The sequence below is a fragment of the Vibrio sp. B7 genome (assembly GCF_963888765.1).
Taxonomy (GTDB): Bacteria; Pseudomonadota; Gammaproteobacteria; order Enterobacterales; family Vibrionaceae; genus Vibrio; species Vibrio anguillarum.
This window is the reverse complement of the sequence record NZ_CAWPKR010000011.1, coordinates 348,771-366,774: the sequence shown is the minus strand read 5'-3', so window position 1 is coordinate 366,774 and position 18,004 is coordinate 348,771. Positions and strand designations below refer to the sequence as shown.

Annotated in this window: 13 protein-coding genes, 1 tRNA gene and 1 riboswitch; of the genes, 9 read left to right on the top strand and 5 right to left on the bottom strand. The window is 44.7% G+C overall.

The features are described from left to right. Nucleotides 1-64 precede the first annotated feature (64 nt). Complete coding sequence (gene vabS / locus AACV32_RS06695) at nt 65-1,378, top strand: vanchrobactin export MFS transporter VabS (protein WP_094129647.1); 1,314 nt, start codon at nt 65-67, stop codon at nt 1,376-1,378. Nucleotides 1,379-1,625: 247 nt separating this feature from the next. Further along, nucleotides 1,626-2,549, top strand: a complete 924-nt coding sequence (locus AACV32_RS06690; protein WP_170894804.1) for an isochorismatase family protein — start codon at nt 1,626-1,628, stop codon at nt 2,547-2,549. A gap of 112 nt (nt 2,550-2,661) precedes the next feature. Here the strand turns inward: AACV32_RS06690 and vabE are convergent, their stop codons facing one another. Together vabE and AACV32_RS06680 are read right to left on the bottom strand one after the other, a co-directional pair. Further along, a complete protein-coding gene (vabE, locus tag AACV32_RS06685) occupies nt 2,662-4,293 on the bottom strand; it encodes a 2,3-dihydroxybenzoate-AMP ligase VabE (RefSeq protein WP_170894803.1) in 1,632 nt (543 codons plus the stop codon). A gap of 3 nt (nt 4,294-4,296) precedes the next feature. Then, the gene (locus AACV32_RS06680; protein WP_017045628.1) at nt 4,297-5,484 is read right to left on the bottom strand and encodes an isochorismate synthase; all 1,188 of its coding nucleotides are present in this window, start codon (nt 5,482-5,484) and stop codon (nt 4,297-4,299) included. A gap of 176 nt (nt 5,485-5,660) precedes the next feature. Here AACV32_RS06680 and AACV32_RS06675 point away from each other — a divergent pair, with 176 nt between their 5' ends. Beyond that, a complete protein-coding gene (locus AACV32_RS06675) occupies nt 5,661-6,437 on the top strand; it encodes a 2,3-dihydro-2,3-dihydroxybenzoate dehydrogenase (RefSeq protein WP_017050150.1) in 777 nt (258 codons plus the stop codon). A gap of 59 nt (nt 6,438-6,496) precedes the next feature. Here the strand turns inward: AACV32_RS06675 and AACV32_RS06670 are convergent, their stop codons facing one another. Beyond that, nucleotides 6,497-7,570, bottom strand: coding sequence for a 3-deoxy-7-phosphoheptulonate synthase (locus tag AACV32_RS06670; protein WP_017050149.1), 1,074 nt, complete (start codon nt 7,568-7,570; stop codon nt 6,497-6,499). A 585-nt stretch (nt 7,571-8,155) separates the two neighbouring features. Between AACV32_RS06670 and AACV32_RS06665 the strand changes: the two genes are divergently transcribed. Further along, nucleotides 8,156-10,441 (top strand): glycoside hydrolase family 9 protein, encoded by a 2,286-nt coding sequence (locus AACV32_RS06665; RefSeq protein WP_170894802.1) that lies wholly within the window; start codon nt 8,156-8,158, stop codon nt 10,439-10,441. 151 nt (nt 10,442-10,592) lie between these two features. Here AACV32_RS06665 and AACV32_RS06660 read toward each other — a convergent pair. Continuing rightward, a tRNA-Asn gene (locus AACV32_RS06660) sits at nt 10,593-10,668 on the bottom strand. Between the two features lie 546 nt (nt 10,669-11,214). Here AACV32_RS06660 and uvrB point away from each other — a divergent pair. The 3 genes from uvrB (at nt 11,215) to luxU (ending at nt 15,236) form a co-directional block, all read left to right on the top strand. Next, complete coding sequence (gene uvrB, locus AACV32_RS06655; protein WP_026028244.1) at nt 11,215-13,245, top strand: excinuclease ABC subunit UvrB; 2,031 nt, start codon at nt 11,215-11,217, stop codon at nt 13,243-13,245. 241 nt (nt 13,246-13,486) lie between these two features. Then, complete coding sequence (luxO, locus tag AACV32_RS06650) at nt 13,487-14,893, top strand: quorum-sensing sigma-54 dependent transcriptional regulator LuxO (RefSeq protein WP_026028620.1); 1,407 nt, start codon at nt 13,487-13,489, stop codon at nt 14,891-14,893. 4 nt (nt 14,894-14,897) lie between these two features. Continuing rightward, on the top strand, nt 14,898-15,236 hold the full coding sequence (gene luxU / locus AACV32_RS06645; protein WP_017048414.1) for a quorum-sensing phosphorelay protein LuxU: 339 nt from the start codon (nt 14,898-14,900) through the stop codon (nt 15,234-15,236). Here luxU and AACV32_RS06640 read toward each other — a convergent pair. Continuing rightward, complete coding sequence (locus AACV32_RS06640) at nt 15,233-16,123, bottom strand: YvcK family protein (RefSeq protein WP_013857260.1); 891 nt, start codon at nt 16,121-16,123, stop codon at nt 15,233-15,235. The two genes, luxU and AACV32_RS06640, sit on opposite strands and share 4 nt — an antisense overlap. Before the next feature lie 179 nt (nt 16,124-16,302). Next, a riboswitch (molybdenum cofactor riboswitch) is annotated at nt 16,303-16,446 on the top strand. Here AACV32_RS06640 and moaA point away from each other — a divergent pair. Both moaA and moaB read left to right on the top strand, forming a co-directional pair. Then, nucleotides 16,435-17,424 carry a GTP 3',8-cyclase MoaA gene (gene moaA / locus AACV32_RS06635; protein ID WP_026028246.1) on the top strand — a complete coding sequence of 330 codons (990 nt, stop codon included), beginning with the start codon at nt 16,435-16,437 and terminating at the stop codon, nt 17,422-17,424. Its footprint overlaps the riboswitch before it by 12 nt. Nucleotides 17,425-17,491: 67 nt before the next feature. Then, a complete protein-coding gene (gene moaB / locus AACV32_RS06630; RefSeq protein WP_010320682.1) occupies nt 17,492-18,004 on the top strand; it encodes a molybdenum cofactor biosynthesis protein B in 513 nt (170 codons plus the stop codon).

The window sequence follows — 18,004 nt, the reverse complement described above, 5'->3', positions numbered from 1 at the left end:
TGGTTTCGTCTTAATTTTCGCGATGTTTTGAAAGCATTACATTCTGGTTTGAATAGATAATAGTATGAATATAAAGAATATATTTTTAGATTTTAGCCTACTGAAAAACAACCCACATTTCCGAATGGTCTTTATGGCCCGCATGATGTCAGTGCTTGCTCTTGGCATGATGACGGTCGCGGTGCCGATACAGATACATCAAATGACCGGTTCGACCTTGCAGGTAGGTCTTATCATGGCATTGGATGGTATCGGGATGTTTGTTGGCCTGCTGCTAGGAGGCGTATTGGCCGATAAGTACGATCGCCGTCGATTGATTTTGTTCGCACGCGCGACCTGTGGTATTGGGTTTGCTGCATTAGCATTGAATAGCATAGTCGCGCAATCCTCCTTAGTGGCTCTCTATATACTCTCGGTGTGGGATGGTTTTTTTGGCGCTATGGGTATGACGGCCTTGATGGCTGCTTTACCGACCATTGTTGGGCGACAAAAATTACCTGAAGCTGCCGCATTGAGCATGCTAACGGTTCGATTGGGTATGGTTCTTTCGCCAGCGATTGGCGGCTTACTGATCACTGTCGGTGATGTCAGTTGGAACTATATTGCGGCTTCTGTTGGAACGCTTTGTACGCTGATCCCACTGTTTAGATTACCTTCGATGAAACCGCAACATCATACGCCAGAGAATCCATTTCAATCACTGTATGAAGGTGTTCAATTTCTATTTTCAAACAAAGTGGTTGGTTGTGTGGTGCTGTTTGGCACACTCGAAACATTAGCAACTGCGATTAGAGTGATGTTCCCTGCGTTAGCTTTAGTCTCATTTCAGGGCACCGCCGCTAACGCAGGTGTGATGTATTCGGCCATTCCGTTAGGGGCGATGTGTGGCGCATTGACTTCAGGTTGGGTGAAACAGTCGCAAAAGCCAGGAATGGTCTTAATCTACGCGACGTTAGGCTCATTTTTAGCGATTGTGGCTATGGGGCTTGTGAATAATTTTTGGTGGTTTGCTCTCATCTTAGTTGGCTATGGTTATTTGGGTTCGGTCGCTTCTTTGATTCAATATTCGATCGTACAAGGACACACTCCAGATCACCTGTTAGGCCGCGTAAGTAGCTTATGGACGGCGCAAGATGTATCGGGAGACTCGATAGGAGCACTCGGTTTAGGGGCGTTGGGTAAAGTGCTAGCACCAACGATGTCGATCCTCACTTTTGGTTTGGGTGCAACGGGAATTGGTGCGTTGATGGTGATGGCATTTCGCTCATTACGCCAAGCGACTCTGTTTGATCCAGCGCTTATCGTTAACACAAGCTCAGAACCTAACGTCTCCTCAGATGAGGTCACTTCCCAACCTGCGGCGCAAACGATGAATTAGCTATTCGTTTTGCGGTGGGCTCTTGTTGCGTTGCCGTGAGTCGAGAGCGACATGTTACGCACATAATTGAGAATTAATCTCATTAACAATTGATTTTTATGCGTAGACTGCTTTAGTATTAATGAAATGATAATTGTTACCATTTATGTGGCGGTTGTCGACGAATACGAGCCTCTTATTTCTGAAGTCGTTATTGGCTTTAAGGCATCACGAACGAGAAAAGCCTCTTTTAACAAGGATTACATTTATGGCGATTCCCAAAATAGCCAGCTACTCCATTCCGTTGGCTGAAACATTTCCGAAAAACAAAGTTCATTGGCATGTCCAAGCGGATAGAGCGGTACTGCTCATTCACGATATGCAAAAGTACTTTATCAACTTTTTTGATCATTCTCAGGCACCCGTTCCTGAGTTATTAGCGAATATTTCAGAGCTGAAATCACTGGCTCGTCAGGCAAATATCCCCGTGGTGTACACAGCACAACCTCCTAACCAAGACCCAGTAGAGAGAGCGCTGCTGACTGATTTTTGGGGAACAGGGCTGACAAAAGATACTGAGATTGTGTCTGAGCTTTCACCTGAAGACGGGGATATCCAATACACCAAATGGCGTTATAGCGCGTTTAAGAAAACGCCGTTGCTGGAGTGGATGAAAGAGACACAGCGTGACCAGTTGATCATTGTGGGTGTCTATGCACATATAGGTATCTTATCTACGGCGTTAGATGCCTTTATGTTGGATATACAGCCTTTTGTGGTCGGTGATGCTGTGGCTGATTTCTCTTTGGAAGATCATCATCATACGTTGAAATACATCACGGAGCGTGTTGGTTGCGTGACTTCGCTTGAGGCATTAAAACCACAAATGATCCACAGTCAAGAAACCAGATTATTAAGCCTTGAACAGATGCGTCAGCAAGTGGCTGAGCTATTGGATCTCGATTTAGATGAAGTGGATGTAGATGAGAAGCTCACTTTTCTTGGCTTAGATTCTATCCGCGCGGTTACCTTATTTGAATCATGGCGCAAGATGGGCATAGAGTGCGCCTTTTCAGAGATGATTAAATATTCAACTTTAAGAGAGTGGTGGCATGTGATGGAGCCTAGTGTTGTTGCTCAGTCGTCACATCAAGTAACGGACATGCGTTCTACTGAAGAGCAACCAGTTTGAGTATACTGGACCACTAGAATAGGGAAAGAGAACGCATCGCCCAGCAAAAGCCGATATCGACGATATCGGCTTTTTCATCTTCACGTTATTTTGAGCGCCTGTGTTGCCATGATTAGTGAGAGTATTGCGTTCTTAACCATTTTTTGTTGACTTTGCCCACAGGGGTTTTGGGTAATTCATCGACGAAATGGATGTGATCAGGGATCTTAAATTCTGCTAATCCTTGAGCATGTAAAAATCGTTTGAGAGTAATGGGTTTGAGCGTTTTACCGTTATCTGGAACGACAATGGCGCAACTGCGTTCACCAAGAAACTCATCAGCAATAGCAACCAAAGCCACATCATGAACATCCTGATGTTGAAGTAGCAGGTTTTCAACCTCTTCGGCTGCGATTTTTTCACCACCACGATTGATCTGATCTTTCTCTCGTCCCGTGACGATAATATTGCCTTCAGCCGTCCTACGCACTCTGTCACCTGTGATATAGAAGCCTTGGTCGGTGAATGAGCGTTGGTTATGTTCTGGAGCTTGGTAATAACCTCGAATCGTATAAGGGCCTCTGGTCATGAGCAAGCCTTCCTCACCCACCGCAGCGGGCTCACCCTCATCGTTGATTATCATCACTTCATCATCAGTTGAAATTGGGCGTCCTTGAGTAGTAACAATCACGCTGAGTGGGTCATCAAGTCGTGTGTAATTAACCAACCCTTCAGCCATTCCAAACACTTGCTGTAATTGACAGTGGAGAGTCGTCGGTAAGCGCATTGCTGCGGCCTCACTAAACTTCGCTCCGCCGACTTGTACCAGAGTGAGGCTCGCGATGTTTTCTGTAGCGGACTCGGCGTATTTCATCCACAGTAGCGCTAACGGTGGCACTAGCGCTGCGACAGTAATGTGGTGCTTCTCAATTAAACGGAAAGCGGTGTGCGGTGTGGTATCGGAAGCGAGCACGACACAACCGCCAGCGTAAAAGACGCCCAATGCGCCGGGTGAGCTGAGTGGAAAGTTATGCGCAACGGGAAGAACACACAAATACCTCGTTTGTGAACCAAACTGACAAATTTGAATGCTACCAAGTACGCTATAAGCGTAGTCATTGTGCGTACGAGGGATCAATTTGGGAGTGCCAGTTGTTCCGCCGGAAAGCTGGAAAAAAGCCACTTGATCAGCCAAGACCGAATCAGTAACAGGATCGTCTCCCGCGCAGTGGTAAAGCGTATCTAACTCCTGAATTTGCTCGTGTGAGGATTGACCGCAAACAATGGTATGCAAGAGAGAAGGGCAATTACTTCGTAGTTTCTGCGCGGTTTGCTGCGCTTCAAAGCCCACGATATCGTCTGAAAAAATATAGGCTTTGGCGTGAGTATGTTGGCAAAAATAGCTCAGTTCTAGATAGCGGTGCGCTGGCAGAGCTAGAACCGGTTTAATGCCCCGCATGGTCAAGGCAAAAAAGCAGAGATAGAATTCAGCACGATTGGCCATTTGTAGTACGACATTATCACCCCGCTGCAGACCTAGGGAGCTCAAGCCAGCCGCAAGGCTGATCATTTTCTGATATAAATTTTGATAGCTGTACTGGCCGAAATCATCAATCAGTGCGATGGCGTCAGGGCTTTTTTTTACGGAATCACTGAAATAATCAAATAAGGTTCTTTGTTGCCAGTAGCCTTGTTCACGATAGCGCTGGCTGAATTGCTCTGGCCAAGGGGTAAAATCGGTCGGGTTAAGATTATTCATGACCACTCCTTAGGCGGTAAGTAATTCATCAATTTCAATACCAGCGGCTTTCAAAATGGTACTCATTTTTGCCCCTGTTTCATCGAGTTCACTCTGCGGTGAGGATTCATTCACAATGCCAGCTCCAGCGAACACACTCATCTCATTTTGGCTCACTTCCGCGCAGCGTATCGTGACAACCCACTCGCCATTCCCCCGAGCGTCGCACCAACCGATCATGCCAGTGAAGTAGCCGCGGTCGAAGGTTTCGATCTGCTTAATCGCTTGGTAAGCCGATAATCTTGGATAACCACACACTGCGGGTGTGGGGTGTAACTCTGCTGCAATGCGCAGCGAGTTAATCATCGGATCATCGGCTTGTCCTTCAAGCACTGTTGATAAATGCAGCATCGTTTCGGTTTCAATCACTGATGGAACCATAGGGGTAAATAAGTTATGGCAGTAGCGGCTGAGTACTTTCTCGACTTCCTCGACGACGAAGGCATGTTCATTCAGATCTTTTTGCGTATCAAGTAATGAAGCGGAGCGCTGTTGGTTTTGCACCGCGTTGTTTGATTTAGGCCGCGAGCCCGCTAGGGGGTTAGAAACGATAAACCCGCCTTTCTTCGCCAACAACAACTCGGGACTGGCTCCCATTAACTTGGCGTTAGGGCCAATTTCAGTAGAAAAAGTGTAGCCATTGCGATTGATGGACAACAGATTACGCAATAAACGAGTTTGATCGATGTGTTGTGGAGTCGAGAGTTTCACTAAACGTGATAGCACCACTTTTGATAGTTCGGTGGTATTAAACAGCTCAAGTAAGGTTGTGACTCCTTGTTTGTAGTCGTTGCCCGTTGGCGGTGAAACAATGGTCGCTTTGTGGCTCTGCTGCCCTTCTTTTTCACTGGCACGTGGGCTACCAGAAACATAAAGCTTTTCTGGAATAAAGAAACGCGTCGCCGTCTCTTCATTAAAAGGAATCGTCGCAAATAAAATAGGATTGTCGTACTCATCTGTTTTTGCTGCTTCTAGCATCTTTGTTGCTTGATCCGCCAGCTCACAGAATGGGATTGCTTGATTGAACTGATGAGCAATTCCCACGCCAAGCATGGTGTTGTGAGGCGAAGCAAAAAAGAAGGGAGATTCTTTTAAGTGCTCATCCAATAGCTGATTAGCCATTTTTGAAAACCCAATAACTTCACGTTTCATCACCAAAACTCCATTAATAACGTGTTACGCCTAATTGCTTATTATTTTACAAACCACTAAAGTACGCAGATTATATATGATAATAATTATCAATAACAAATGATAATTAATGTTATTAACTAAGGCTGAGATTCAGTTATGGCTATGGTTTAGTGTGGATTTAACGGAGTAAAGTTAGGAAAATGATGAAATTAGACGAAACGGTTTTATTGACTGGAGCCGGGCAGGGGATTGGTTATGCCGTATTGGAATCTTTACTAGCGAGCGGTTATCGAGTTGTAGCGACGGATAAAAATCACCACCAATTAACTCAGCAATTAGCGAGTTTGAACGAGCGCTATACCGAGCAGCTTCATTGCTATGAGCTTGATTTACAGCATCATGACGACGTAAAAAAAAGGGTACAAGAACTGAATGAGCGCTATCAGTTTGATCATTTCATCAGCTGCGCGGGCATATTGCACCTTGGTTCAATCACCGAATTATCGATGTCAGAGATCAAAGCGATGTTTGATGTCAATACGTTTGGCACCTTAGCCGCTTTGCAAGGGGTTGCGATAGGAATGAAAGTGCGCCAGCGTGGCAATGTTATTGTGATTGGCTCTAATTCAGCGAATACGCCTCGGCTCAATATTGGAGCATATGCGGCATCTAAATCGGCTTTGCATATGTTGGTCAAGTGCGCAGCTCTTGAGCTTGCAAACGATGGAATTCGATGCAATATCGTTAGCCCAGGCTCAACACGCACCGAAATGCAAACGCAGTTATGGAACAGCGAATATGGTGAAAGAGAAGTGATAAAAGGTAATCTTGAACAGTACCGTTTGGGGATACCCCTTGGCAAAATGGCGGAGCCCGAAGACATTGCTGGGGTTGTTATGTTTTTGATGTCGAATGCAGCAAGTCAAATCACCATGCATGATTTGAGAGTGGATGGCGGCGCTACGCTCGATAATTAGGTGAAGGCCACTGACGATAGGCAAGGTGAAGCAAACGGGAGCTTCACCTTAGTGGTCGTTTACACTGGAGCGTGACAATATTGCTGCTGTTGAAGTGTTGCAACCGCATCATCGAGCGTATTTAAAAAGCACATTGTATCCTCCCAACTTAAGCACTCATCAGTGATGGATTGGCCGTAGCAGAGCGGACTTTTATTCAAAGCTTGGCTACCGCCTTGCAAAAAGCTTTCGCACATTACCCCCGCAATGCGGCGCTCTCCAGACAGCAGTTGCTGGGCAATGTTATTTATTACATCCAATTGATTCTTAGCGATTTTTCCGCTATTGCCGTGGCTGCAGTCAATTACTAGCCTACTGTTGAGCTGGCTATGGTGTAATTGATAAGCCGCACTTTTAACACTGTGACTTGCATAGTTTGGCGTGACACCACCACGTAAAATGATATGGCAATATGGATTACCTTGAGTTTGCACCGCAACCGGTTGCCCATTCTCACCCGCCATAATCAACAGATGTGAATCGTTAGCGGCATGAATCGCATCGATTGCAATTGTCGTATTGCCGTCAGTACCATTTTTAAAACCAATAGGGCAGTGCAATGCTGACGCGAGTTGGCGATGTGGTTGTGATTCAGTGGTTCTTGCGCCAACCGCACCCCAACAAATAAGGTCCGCGATATACGGTGCGATATGCGTATCTAAAAACTCAGTTGCTGTTGGTACACCCAGCGCTAAGACTGACTTGAGTAATTCACGGCTAGAGCTTAGCCCTTTGAGTAAGTTAAATTGACCGTTGAGATCAGGGTCAACCATGTATCCTTTCCAGCCAGTCCGCGTTCTCGGTTTTTCAAAATAAGTTCTCATCACCAACTTGAGAGTGCTGCTGAACTGTTTTTGTGCCTTTGCGAGTCGTTGTGCATAGTCAATTGCAGCCTCAGGGTCGTGGATTGAACATGGCCCAGTAATCACCAACATCCTTGAGTCACGACCCGACAAGATATTTTGAATGTCTTGGCGGTGTTGGTGAACGGCCATTGATCGTTGATTATCGGTTTCTGATGATTGGTCTAGAAGGTATAGATTGGGTAAAGGAGTGATTGATGAAGCGTTCATCACATTATGTAGAGATTTCATGGGCACTATCCGCATAAACATTACGACGTAATGATAATTATTATCATTAATTATTTTCGATAGTGTGAAACATTTGTACAATTGTCAATATGTAAACAGATTTAAATCAAAATGGGGGAACGCGTTTAAAATGAGCTGTTAGCAATGATCAATCACTATTACGTTTGTGATGATTGTGCTTTTTGATCTCCTGCCGTAGATCAATACATTAATGCCCACGGTGATTGGTGAGCGTTTGGGGTTACCAATAGAAGATTTTTACCATGGTCGTTTAGTCCAAGAGTACAAGCTGGTCTTATGCTCATATCAAAGGTCTAGATAGTTAGCCGGGCTCAAGAGCATGTTGTAAAGGCCATAAAGTTAGTTTACCCCCCGATTGATATAATTGTTCGCTAGAGCACAAGTCAATTTATCGATGAGATTTCCTTGAAACAGATTCATCACCTTAGAGGTAAGTGCTAGCAGTATCACGAAGAGAGAAATAGGCGTTTTTAGAACGGTTCTTTTGTGCTCAGACATCTACTTATTAGCCATGAAAATCGCTTAATTTCAATGGTGTTGTAATTTATATGTCTAGGAGTAAATATGCATAAATTCAAACTATCATTGGCAACAATACTCATTCTTTCATCGTGTTTTGCTTATGCAAATGAGCAAATTAAGAACGGCAAATTTAACGGGAATATGGATGGTTGGTGGAATGCTGGTGCAGATGTAAAAATCAAAAATGGCGAAGCATGTCTTGAGATTAGAAGTCCAGGAGAGAACCCTTGGAATGTGATTTTAGGACAGGGCGGGATTGGGTTGGCAAACAAAGCAGATTATGAAGTTTCATTTGATGCTTATGCAACCGTTGATACTCAAATGAGAACGCTTATTCAGCATGAAGGTCCTCCTTATACCAACTATTTTGTGGATGATACAAAAGTCTCACTGAAGAAGAAGAGCTATAAGTTTAAGTTCAGCCATGATGTTGAAAGCGATGCTAAAACTGAGTTCCAGTTTCAAATGGGCGCCCAGAAAAAGGGAACCGTATGCGTTAGCAATGTTTCAGTCGTCGGTGAGAAATACATTGAAGAGCTGAAGATAAATTCTGTTCGTGCTAACCAAGTCGGTTACCTTCCTCAAGCAGATAAGTTTGTGTTTGTCGCGAATGAATCTAAAGAGCCATTAAAGTGGGTGCTAACAAACAACAGCAATATCAATGTCGATTTAGGTAAAACGGAAGTTTTTGGTCTTAATAAGGCATCAGGCGAGTTTATTCACCGTATTGACCTATCGAACTACAGATCAGATATGAGTGGCTTGAAAGTAAAAGTCGGTGAAGACGAGAGCTTGCCATTTAGCATTAGCAAAGATATCTACAGTCAGTTGAAGTACGATGCATTGTCTTACTTCTACCAAAACCGTAGTGGTATTGAGATTGATAAGGCTCTGGTACAGCGTGACGATCTAGCGCGTCCCGGCGGGCATATGAGCGATGTGGTTACCTGTTTTAATAAGACTGACAGCTGGGGTAATAAATGGCCAGGCTGTGATTTTTCTGTCGATGTAACTGGCGGTTGGTATGACGCTGGCGACCATGGTAAGTATACGGTTAACAGCGGTATCTCGACTTGGACCCTTTTGAACCTGTTTGAAAGAGGTAAATGGCTAGATAACGCACCAATTCCTTTTGCAGAAGGGAAAGTGAAAATTCCAGAAGCTGGAAATGGCGTTAATCCTTTGTTGTCTGAGGCTCGTTGGAATATCGAATTTATATTGGCAATGCAGATCCATAGTGACCAACCTGTAGCGGCTCCTGTTGGTGACCAGTCTGAAGACAAAACACTTAAACTGACTAAGATTGACGCAAAAGGTATGGCTTTCCATAAAGTTGCTGATGAAGCTTGGACAGGTATGCCACTGCCACCTCATATGGACACCCAAAAGCGATATGTGGGTTATCCAACCACTGCGGCTACGTTGAACTTGTCAGCAATTGGTGCTCAATGTGCGCGAATTTGGAAAGAGATTGATCCTGCGTTCTCAAAAAACTGTTTGAATGCGGCGCAAGAGGCTTGGGAAGCCGCGAGCAAAAATCCTCATATTCTTGCCTATGATAACTTCACAGGGTCGGGCCCATATGATGATAAAGAGCTTTCAGACGAGTTCTACTGGGCTGCAAGTGAACTTTATATCACCACTGGTGACAGCAAGTACCTTAAAGCACTGAAAGCTTCTCCTCATTATCTAGAGACACCAAAAGGTAACATTGAAGCAGATGGCGAAATGTTCTGGGGGTACACAGCGCCTTTAGCAACAATAAGCTTGGCCGTTGTGCCTAATGGATTGGGTGATGATCAAATTAAAGTTGCAAGGAAAAACTTAATCGCAACCTCTGATAACTTTGTGGGCCAGATTAATAACGAGGGTTATCATATTCCTTACACGGTAGAAGAGTATCCGTGGGGATCGAACTCGAGTTTTGTAAATAGAGCTATCTTCTTAATCTATGCGAATGATTTCACCGGCGATATTAAGTATGTAAAAGCGGCTGCAAATGCGATGGATTACTTACTAGGCGCGAACCCAATGAACCTGTCTTATATTACAGGTTACGGCACCAATGCGGCTAAAAGTCCACATCACCGTTTTTGGGCACATGCTGCGGATGAAAAGTCGCCAGCTCCAGCACCTGGCGCACTAGTAGGTGGACCCAACTCAGTGAGTTACAGTGATCCAGTCGCTGCGACATTGAAGGGGCAGTGTGTTGGCCAAACCTGTTATAGAGATAACATTAATGCATGGTCGTTTAATGAGATCACGATTAATTGGAATGCTCCTCTCGTTTGGGTTTCTTCTGCTTTGGATGAAGGGCAATTATATTGATTAACGGGTCACTTTTTTGGGGAAAATATTTATGTACCTAAACTTCTAAGCCAGTACGAGTCAGGAAAAGACGTTAAGAGAATACAATCCCTTGAAATAGCTAGGTTTAGATACAAAAAAAGACGTCCTAGGACGTCTTTTTTCTTGAATTTGGCTCCCCCTGCAAGACTTGAACTTGCGACATACGGATTAACAGTCCGCCGTTCTACCGACTGAACTAAGGGGGAATTGCTTTGAGCGGTGCGAATGGTAGCGAGTGGGGTGTCCAGTGTCAACCTTTCCAGCCGAAGAAAAAGTAAAAATATTTCCCTGAAAATACTTTACTTTTCTGTACCCCTTATCGGCATTAGGCTAGGTTTAGTTATCCACCAAAATTGTGGATAAGTGTGTTGACGAATCCTGAGCAATTCGTTTCATCAATGAATGTTGAGTTATTACTCTACTCATTTTTTGAGTTTATTTTTTATATAACACTATGTTTTTTATTTTATTTTTTGATTTATCAACTGAAATTATCAATAAGAAATGAAAATGAATGGCGATGAGAAAAAGGGAGTCATTTTGAAATTTTGGGGAAAACAAGTGGATTATTTTTGAAAGTTAGGAGTGGTTTTTTACGAATCAGGCCCAAGATGGTAGCAAACGTATGGAGAAGAAACTAGCATTTTTTCAAAACAGGGGTGATTTACGACGCAACTATTTTGAACAATTACTTGCAACAAAACATGGCTAACAGCGAGAATGCCTATTCAGTTATAGAGGACAACGGCATTATGAGCAAAACGTTTGAATTGGTATCGGGTTATCAACCGTCAGGCGATCAACCTACGGCGATCAAGCAATTGTTTGATGGGCTAGATGCAGGTCTTGCTCATCAAACCTTATTGGGTGTGACGGGTTCAGGGAAAACATTCACCTTGGCTAATGTGATCGCCAAGGCGCAGCGTCCGGTTATCTTGTTGGCACCGAATAAAACGCTCGCAGCACAGCTGTATGGTGAGATGAAGTCATTTTTCCCCAATAATGCGGTTGAGTATTTCGTCTCTTATTACGACTACTATCAGCCAGAGGCGTATGTGCCGACCACGGACACATTTATAGAAAAAGATTCCTCGATTAACTCACACATAGAACAAATGCGACTCTCCGCGACTAAAGCGCTGCTTGAGCGTACAGATGCGATTATTGTGGCTTCTGTATCGGCGATCTACGGTTTGGGTGATCCTGATTCTTATCTGAAAATGATGCTGCATGTTCGCCGTGGCGATGTAATGGATCAGCGCGACATTATCCGCCGTTTAGCCGAGCTCCAATACACACGTAACGATATGGCGTTTGAACGTGGTCAATTTAGAGTTCGTGGAGAGGTGATCGATATCTTTCCCGCGGAATCGGATTATGCGGCCGTGCGTGTTGAAATGTTTGATGACGAGGTAGATTGCATCAGTTTGTTTGACCCATTGACGGGCGCAATGATTCAGCGAGATCTTCCTCGCTATACCATCTATCCTAAAACGCACTATGTTACGCCAAGAGAGCGCATTGTCGATGCGATAGAGCACATCAAAGAGGAGCTGCGAACTCGCCAAGCCTACCTGTTGGAAAACAATAAACTACTCGAAGAGCAGCGCATATCGCAGCGTACTCAATTTGATATTGAAATGATGAATGAGCTCGGTTTTTGTTCAGGTATTGAAAACTATTCACGTTATCTTAGTGGGCGAAAAGAGGGAGAGCCGCCTCCGACCCTGTTTGACTATCTACCGCATGACGGTTTATTGATTATCGACGAATCACACGTAACCGTGCCGCAAATTGGCGCGATGTTCAAAGGCGATCGTTCACGCAAAGAAACGTTAGTGGAGTTTGGTTTCCGGTTGCCTTCCGCTTTAGATAACCGTCCATTAAAGTTTGAAGAGTTCGAATCACTTGCGCCGCAGACGATTTTTGTTTCTGCTACCCCGGGCAACTATGAGCTAGAAAAATCAGCCGGACAAATTGTGGATCAAGTGGTGCGCCCAACCGGATTACTGGACCCCGTGCTGGAAGTTCGACCAGTTGCAACACAAGTGGATGATGTGCTGTCAGAGATCCGCATTCGCTCAGCGAAAGATGAACGTGTGCTGATCACGACATTGACTAAACGCATGGCTGAAGACTTAACTGAGTATCTTCATGAACATGGGGTTAAGGTCAGATATCTGCACTCAGATATTGATACTGTTGAGCGGGTTGAGATTATTCGCGACCTTCGCCTAGGCGAATTTGATGTGTTAGTGGGTATTAACTTACTGCGTGAAGGTTTGGATATGCCTGAAGTCTCTCTCGTCGCAATTCTTGATGCGGATAAAGAAGGCTTTCTACGTTCAGAACGTTCATTAATTCAGACCATTGGCCGTGCGGCACGTAACATTGAAGGTAAAGCGATTCTCTATGCTGATCGCATTACTAACTCAATGAAGAAAGCGATGGATGAGACCGATCGTCGCCGTGAAAAGCAGCAAGCACATAATGAAGAACAAGGGATAACACCTCAGGCGCTGAAACGTAATGTCAAAGATATTATGGAGTTAGGTGATATTACTAAGTCCAAGCAGCAGAGGATGAGCAAACAAGTACCTTTGTCGAAGGTGGCAGAAAGCTCGCAAACTTATGAAATATTCACGCCGCTACAACTGGAAAAAGAGATCGCCAAACTAGAAGGGTTAATGTACAAACACGCACAAAACCTAGAATTTGAATTGGCTGCCGAAAAGCGTGACCAAATTGAAAAACTGCGTCAGCAGTTCATTACCAACAGTTAAAAAAATAGCCAATAGAAAAAGGTCTATTGGCTGTTATTTGTGAACACTTTATTCACTAACAACGTCAGTTGGCTAGGTGACCCCTAAGGGTCATATTGAATAGAGCACATATCGTGCCAATTAATTTTATGCAAAAAGGGCTATTAACTAACGAATTAGTGCCTTTTTGTTATTTTATTTTGCAAAATGCGAACCTTAATGCAATAGTTAAGGCAAAGTGCAAAATAATAATGGCTAGAATATGCAACCTGACTTTTCTCTACAAAAGGCTAAATACCTTTTGATGGTGGAAGATACGGCTTCCGTTGCGGCGCTGTATCGTTCATACCTCACCCCCCTTGAAATCGATATCAATATTGTTGGTACAGGTCGTGATGCGATAGAGAGTTTAGCTTACCGAGAGCCGGACCTCATATTGCTGGATCTTCGATTACCCGATATGACGGGCATGGACGTTTTACATGCTGTGAAAAGTCACTACCCCAATGTGCCAGTGATATTCATGACCGCTCATGGTTCGATCGATACCGCAGTGGAAGCGATGCGTCACGGTGCCCAAGATTTCTTGATCAAACCTTGTGAAGCAGACCGCTTGCGCGTCACGGTTAACAACGCCATACGTAAAGCTAGCAAACTAAAAAATGAGGCTGGTAACCCGGGTAATCAGAACTACCAAGGTTTTATCGGCAGCAGTCAAACCATGCAATCAGTCTATCGAACCATTGACTCAGCGGCCTCCAGTAAAGCCAGTATTTTTATTACTGGCGAAAGTGGTACGGGTAAAGAGGTGTGCGCAGAAGCGATTCATGCGGCCAGTAAACGTGGCGATAAACCCTTCATTGCGATTAACTGCGCCGCCATTCCTAAAGACTTAATAGAGAGTGAACTCTTTGGCCACGTGAAAGGCGCATTTACTGGCGCAGCGACCGATCGCCAAGGCGCAGCCGAGTTGGCTGATGGCGGCACACTGTTTTTGGATGAACTGTGTGAAATGGATTTGGATTTGCAGACCAAGCTGTTGCGCTTTATCCAAACGGGCACATTCCAGAAAGTGGGCTCATCGAAGATGAAAAGTGTCGATGTTCGTTTTGTCTGCGCTACCAACCGCGATCCATGGAAAGAGGTACAAGAGGGCCGTTTTCGTGAAGATTTGTACTATCGTCTTTATGTGATCCCATTGCATTTACCACCGCTACGCGAGCGAGGCGATGACGTTATTGAAATTGCTTACTCTTTGCTCGGCTTTATGTCTAAAGAAGAAGGCAAAGGTTTTGTCCGCTTAGCGCCAGAGGTTGTGGAGCGTTTTACGCGCTATGAATGGCCGGGTAATGTGCGTCAACTGCAAAACGTGTTGCGGAATGTGGTGGTATTGAACCACGGCAACGAGATCGAACTGAGCATGTTACCCCCACCGCTAAATCAAGTCGTGGATAACAAGATCCGATTAGCAAACCTAACGACGGATACGCGCAAGGAAAATATAACCGTGCACGATATTTTTCCTTTATGGATGACGGAAAAACAAGCCATCGAACAAGCGATAGAAGCGTGTGATGGTAATATTCCTAAAGCAGCCAGTTATTTAGACGTTAGCCCTTCAACGATCTACCGCAAGCTTCAAGCGTGGAACAGTAGAGAGAACTCATAGAGATATGGAACTGATCAATAAAAACAAAATTGCGCATTTGGCCCAAGAAATTGGAGAAGAGAATGTGCCAATATTGCTCGATATTTTTCTCAGCGAGCTGAGCGCCTATACACAGAAGCTAGCTGATCAAAATCTGCCGGATAAAATCGAATATTTAAAAGATATCAGCCATGCTCTAAAAAGCAGTGCCGCCAGCTTTGGTGCGGATAGATTGTGCGCTAAAGCGGTGGATATCGATAGCAAAGGAAAGGCAAACTGCATTTTTGATGAGGCTGAAGAAGTGGCGGCGATGCGCGCTCTTATCGAAGAGACGCATCGTTGCTACTGCCACTTGATGGATTAGCTTGTGAGTTGATTCTCAATGGCTTTTTGAAGTTTAACTCGGTCGTGCCGCCAGTCACGATTGGATGATGCTAGCTCTGTAGTGACACAATGCCAGTGTTCAGCCAGCTCCGGATGTGGTGTATCGCCGATCACCACATCGATTTTTCGCGCGTGGCAGGCGCGCTCACACCATTCCAATTTCTGCCGTAGCGACATGCGACCAGCAGGTCCTTGCTCGGGAGACAAGTTCTCAACAAAAATCAGCTTTGCTTTTACGTTTTGCTCAATGGCATTGCCAATTTCGGGCAGCAGTAGTGGTGGCATCACACTGGTGAGAAAGCTTCCCGGGCCAAGGATGATGCAGTCTGCTGCACTGATGGCGAGTATGGCTTCTTTGGTTGCTGGCACTTCAGGTGATAAATCTAAGCGCCTTAAATCTTCCGTCATCTCGTCCACGTTCGTTTCACCCGTGACCCAGTGACCATCCATAGAAAGTGCACTAAGATCAGAAGGATGCTCTGACATAGGTAAAATATTAACATCGACTTTGAGCATGTTTCGGATCAAGTTGATCGCGTCTAAAGGGCGCACAGATAGGTTATCTAATGCAGTCAGCATCAAATTACCGAGATTATGGCCATTGAGTTCTCCCGCACCTTTAAAGCGATATTCAAACATCATCGAACTGATTGAAGGCTCAGTGATCAACTGGTTGATACAGTTACGTGTATCGCCCCATGCAATGCCACCTTGGCAGTGGCGAATGCGCCCAGTGGAACCGCCGTTATCTGTGGTGGTTACAATCCCTGTCGCATTGGAGCCAAAATCTTTTAACGCCGCTAGCATGCGTCCAAGCCCATGTCCTCCGCCAATGGCGACGACTTTCTTTGAAGTGTATAGAGTCATCTGTTCTTCTTATTTTTTAATAATTAACTACAATTTAAATCAGCTTGTTCACAACCCATACTCATTAGGAGGTAAATTGGGTAATGGACTCTTTTTTTTTACGATAAGGGTAGAATCACTTACTAATATTAAGTATTTTACTTATCAGCTGCTGTAGAGATAGTTAATTATACTACCTCAACGGCTGCCATAGCTCCGAGCTTAACTGGCTAAGTCTCATTTTTGTGAGATAGGGTGGTTAAGCCAGTGGTCTAATACCACAAGGGCATAATTGGAAATGATTATGCCTCCCGTATTTGGAAAGGTGTTCCGTGGCGCAACAGTTCGAAGATAGATTCCAACGTAAATTTTATTATTTACGTTTATCTGTTACAGATGTCTGTAACTTTAAATGCACATATTGCCTGCCTGATGGTTATCAACCTTCGGGGCAGAAAAACTCGTCTTTTTTAACCCTTCCTGAAATACAACGCGTCGTGCGAGCCTTTGCCGACTGTGGTACGTCGAAAGTACGCATCACAGGGGGGGAGCCGACTTTGCGTAAAGACTTTAACGACATTATTGCTTGTGTGGCGAATACCGCTGGTATAGAGAAAGTGGCGACCACCACCAACGGTTACCGTATGGCCAAACAAGTAGAAGGTTGGCAATCGGCCGGGTTAACGCATATCAATGTCAGTGTCGATAGTCTTGATCCAAGAATGTTCCACCAAATCACGGGTGAAAACAAATTTACGCAAGTGATGGCGGGGATTGATCGCGCTTTTGAAGTCGGTTACCAGCAAGTTAAAGTCAACGTTGTGCTGCTAAAAGACCTTAATCATCAGCAGTTACCTGCTTTTTTAGATTGGATTAAACATCGCCCTATTCAACTTCGTTTTATTGAACTAATGCAAACTGGTGAAATGGACTCGCTGTTTGAGCGTCACCATATTTCAGGTGTTGCCATTCGTAATCAACTGATTGCCAATGGTTGGGTGCTGAAAACCCGAGCTCACAATGATGGGCCAGCGCAAGTATTTGTTCATGCCGATTACCAAGGTGAAATCGGCCTTATCATGCCGTATGAGAAAAACTTTTGCCATAGCTGCAACCGCTTACGTGTTTCGGCAAAGGGGAAGTTACACCTGTGCCTTTTCGGTGAGCAAGGCGTTGAATTACGCGATCTGCTCGCCCAAGATAATCAACAGCAAGCCTTAATTGAGCGAATTCAAGCGCAATTACAGACCAAGTCGGTCAGCCACTTTTTACAAGATGGCAATACGGGTATGACACCTAATCTCGCCTCCATTGGCGGCTAAATTCTTTTTGTCACTGGCTATTGTTTAGCGGGTGATGTTGGTACACATTTGAACAGTAGGTGAACACATGGGTCACGCAGAAAGCGCATTTCAACCAGCACATATTGCCGTACTGACGGTTTCCGATACTCGTACTGAAGAAAACGATACTTCAGGCGGTTACTTAGCTGAGCAACTTCAACAAGCGGGACACATTCTGGCCGATAAGCAGATTGTTATTGATGATCAGTATAAAATTCGCGCGATTGTTTCTCAGTGGATCGCGGATGAAAACGTGCAAGCCGTGCTGATCACGGGTGGAACGGGTTTTACCTCACGCGACAGCACACCAGAGGCATTAAAGCCCTTGTTTGATAAAGAAGTTGAAGGTTTTGGCGAGCTGTTCCGATTGGTCTCTTACGATGAAATTGGCACTTCAACCATTCAGTCTCGCGCCATTGCAGGTTTTGCCAACCATACGGTTATTTTTGCCATGCCAGGTTCAACAGGAGCGTGCAAAACCGGTTGGACGAAAATCATCAAACAGCAGTTAGATGCCAGCCATCGCCCATGCAACTTTATGCCACATCTTTCGGTTTAA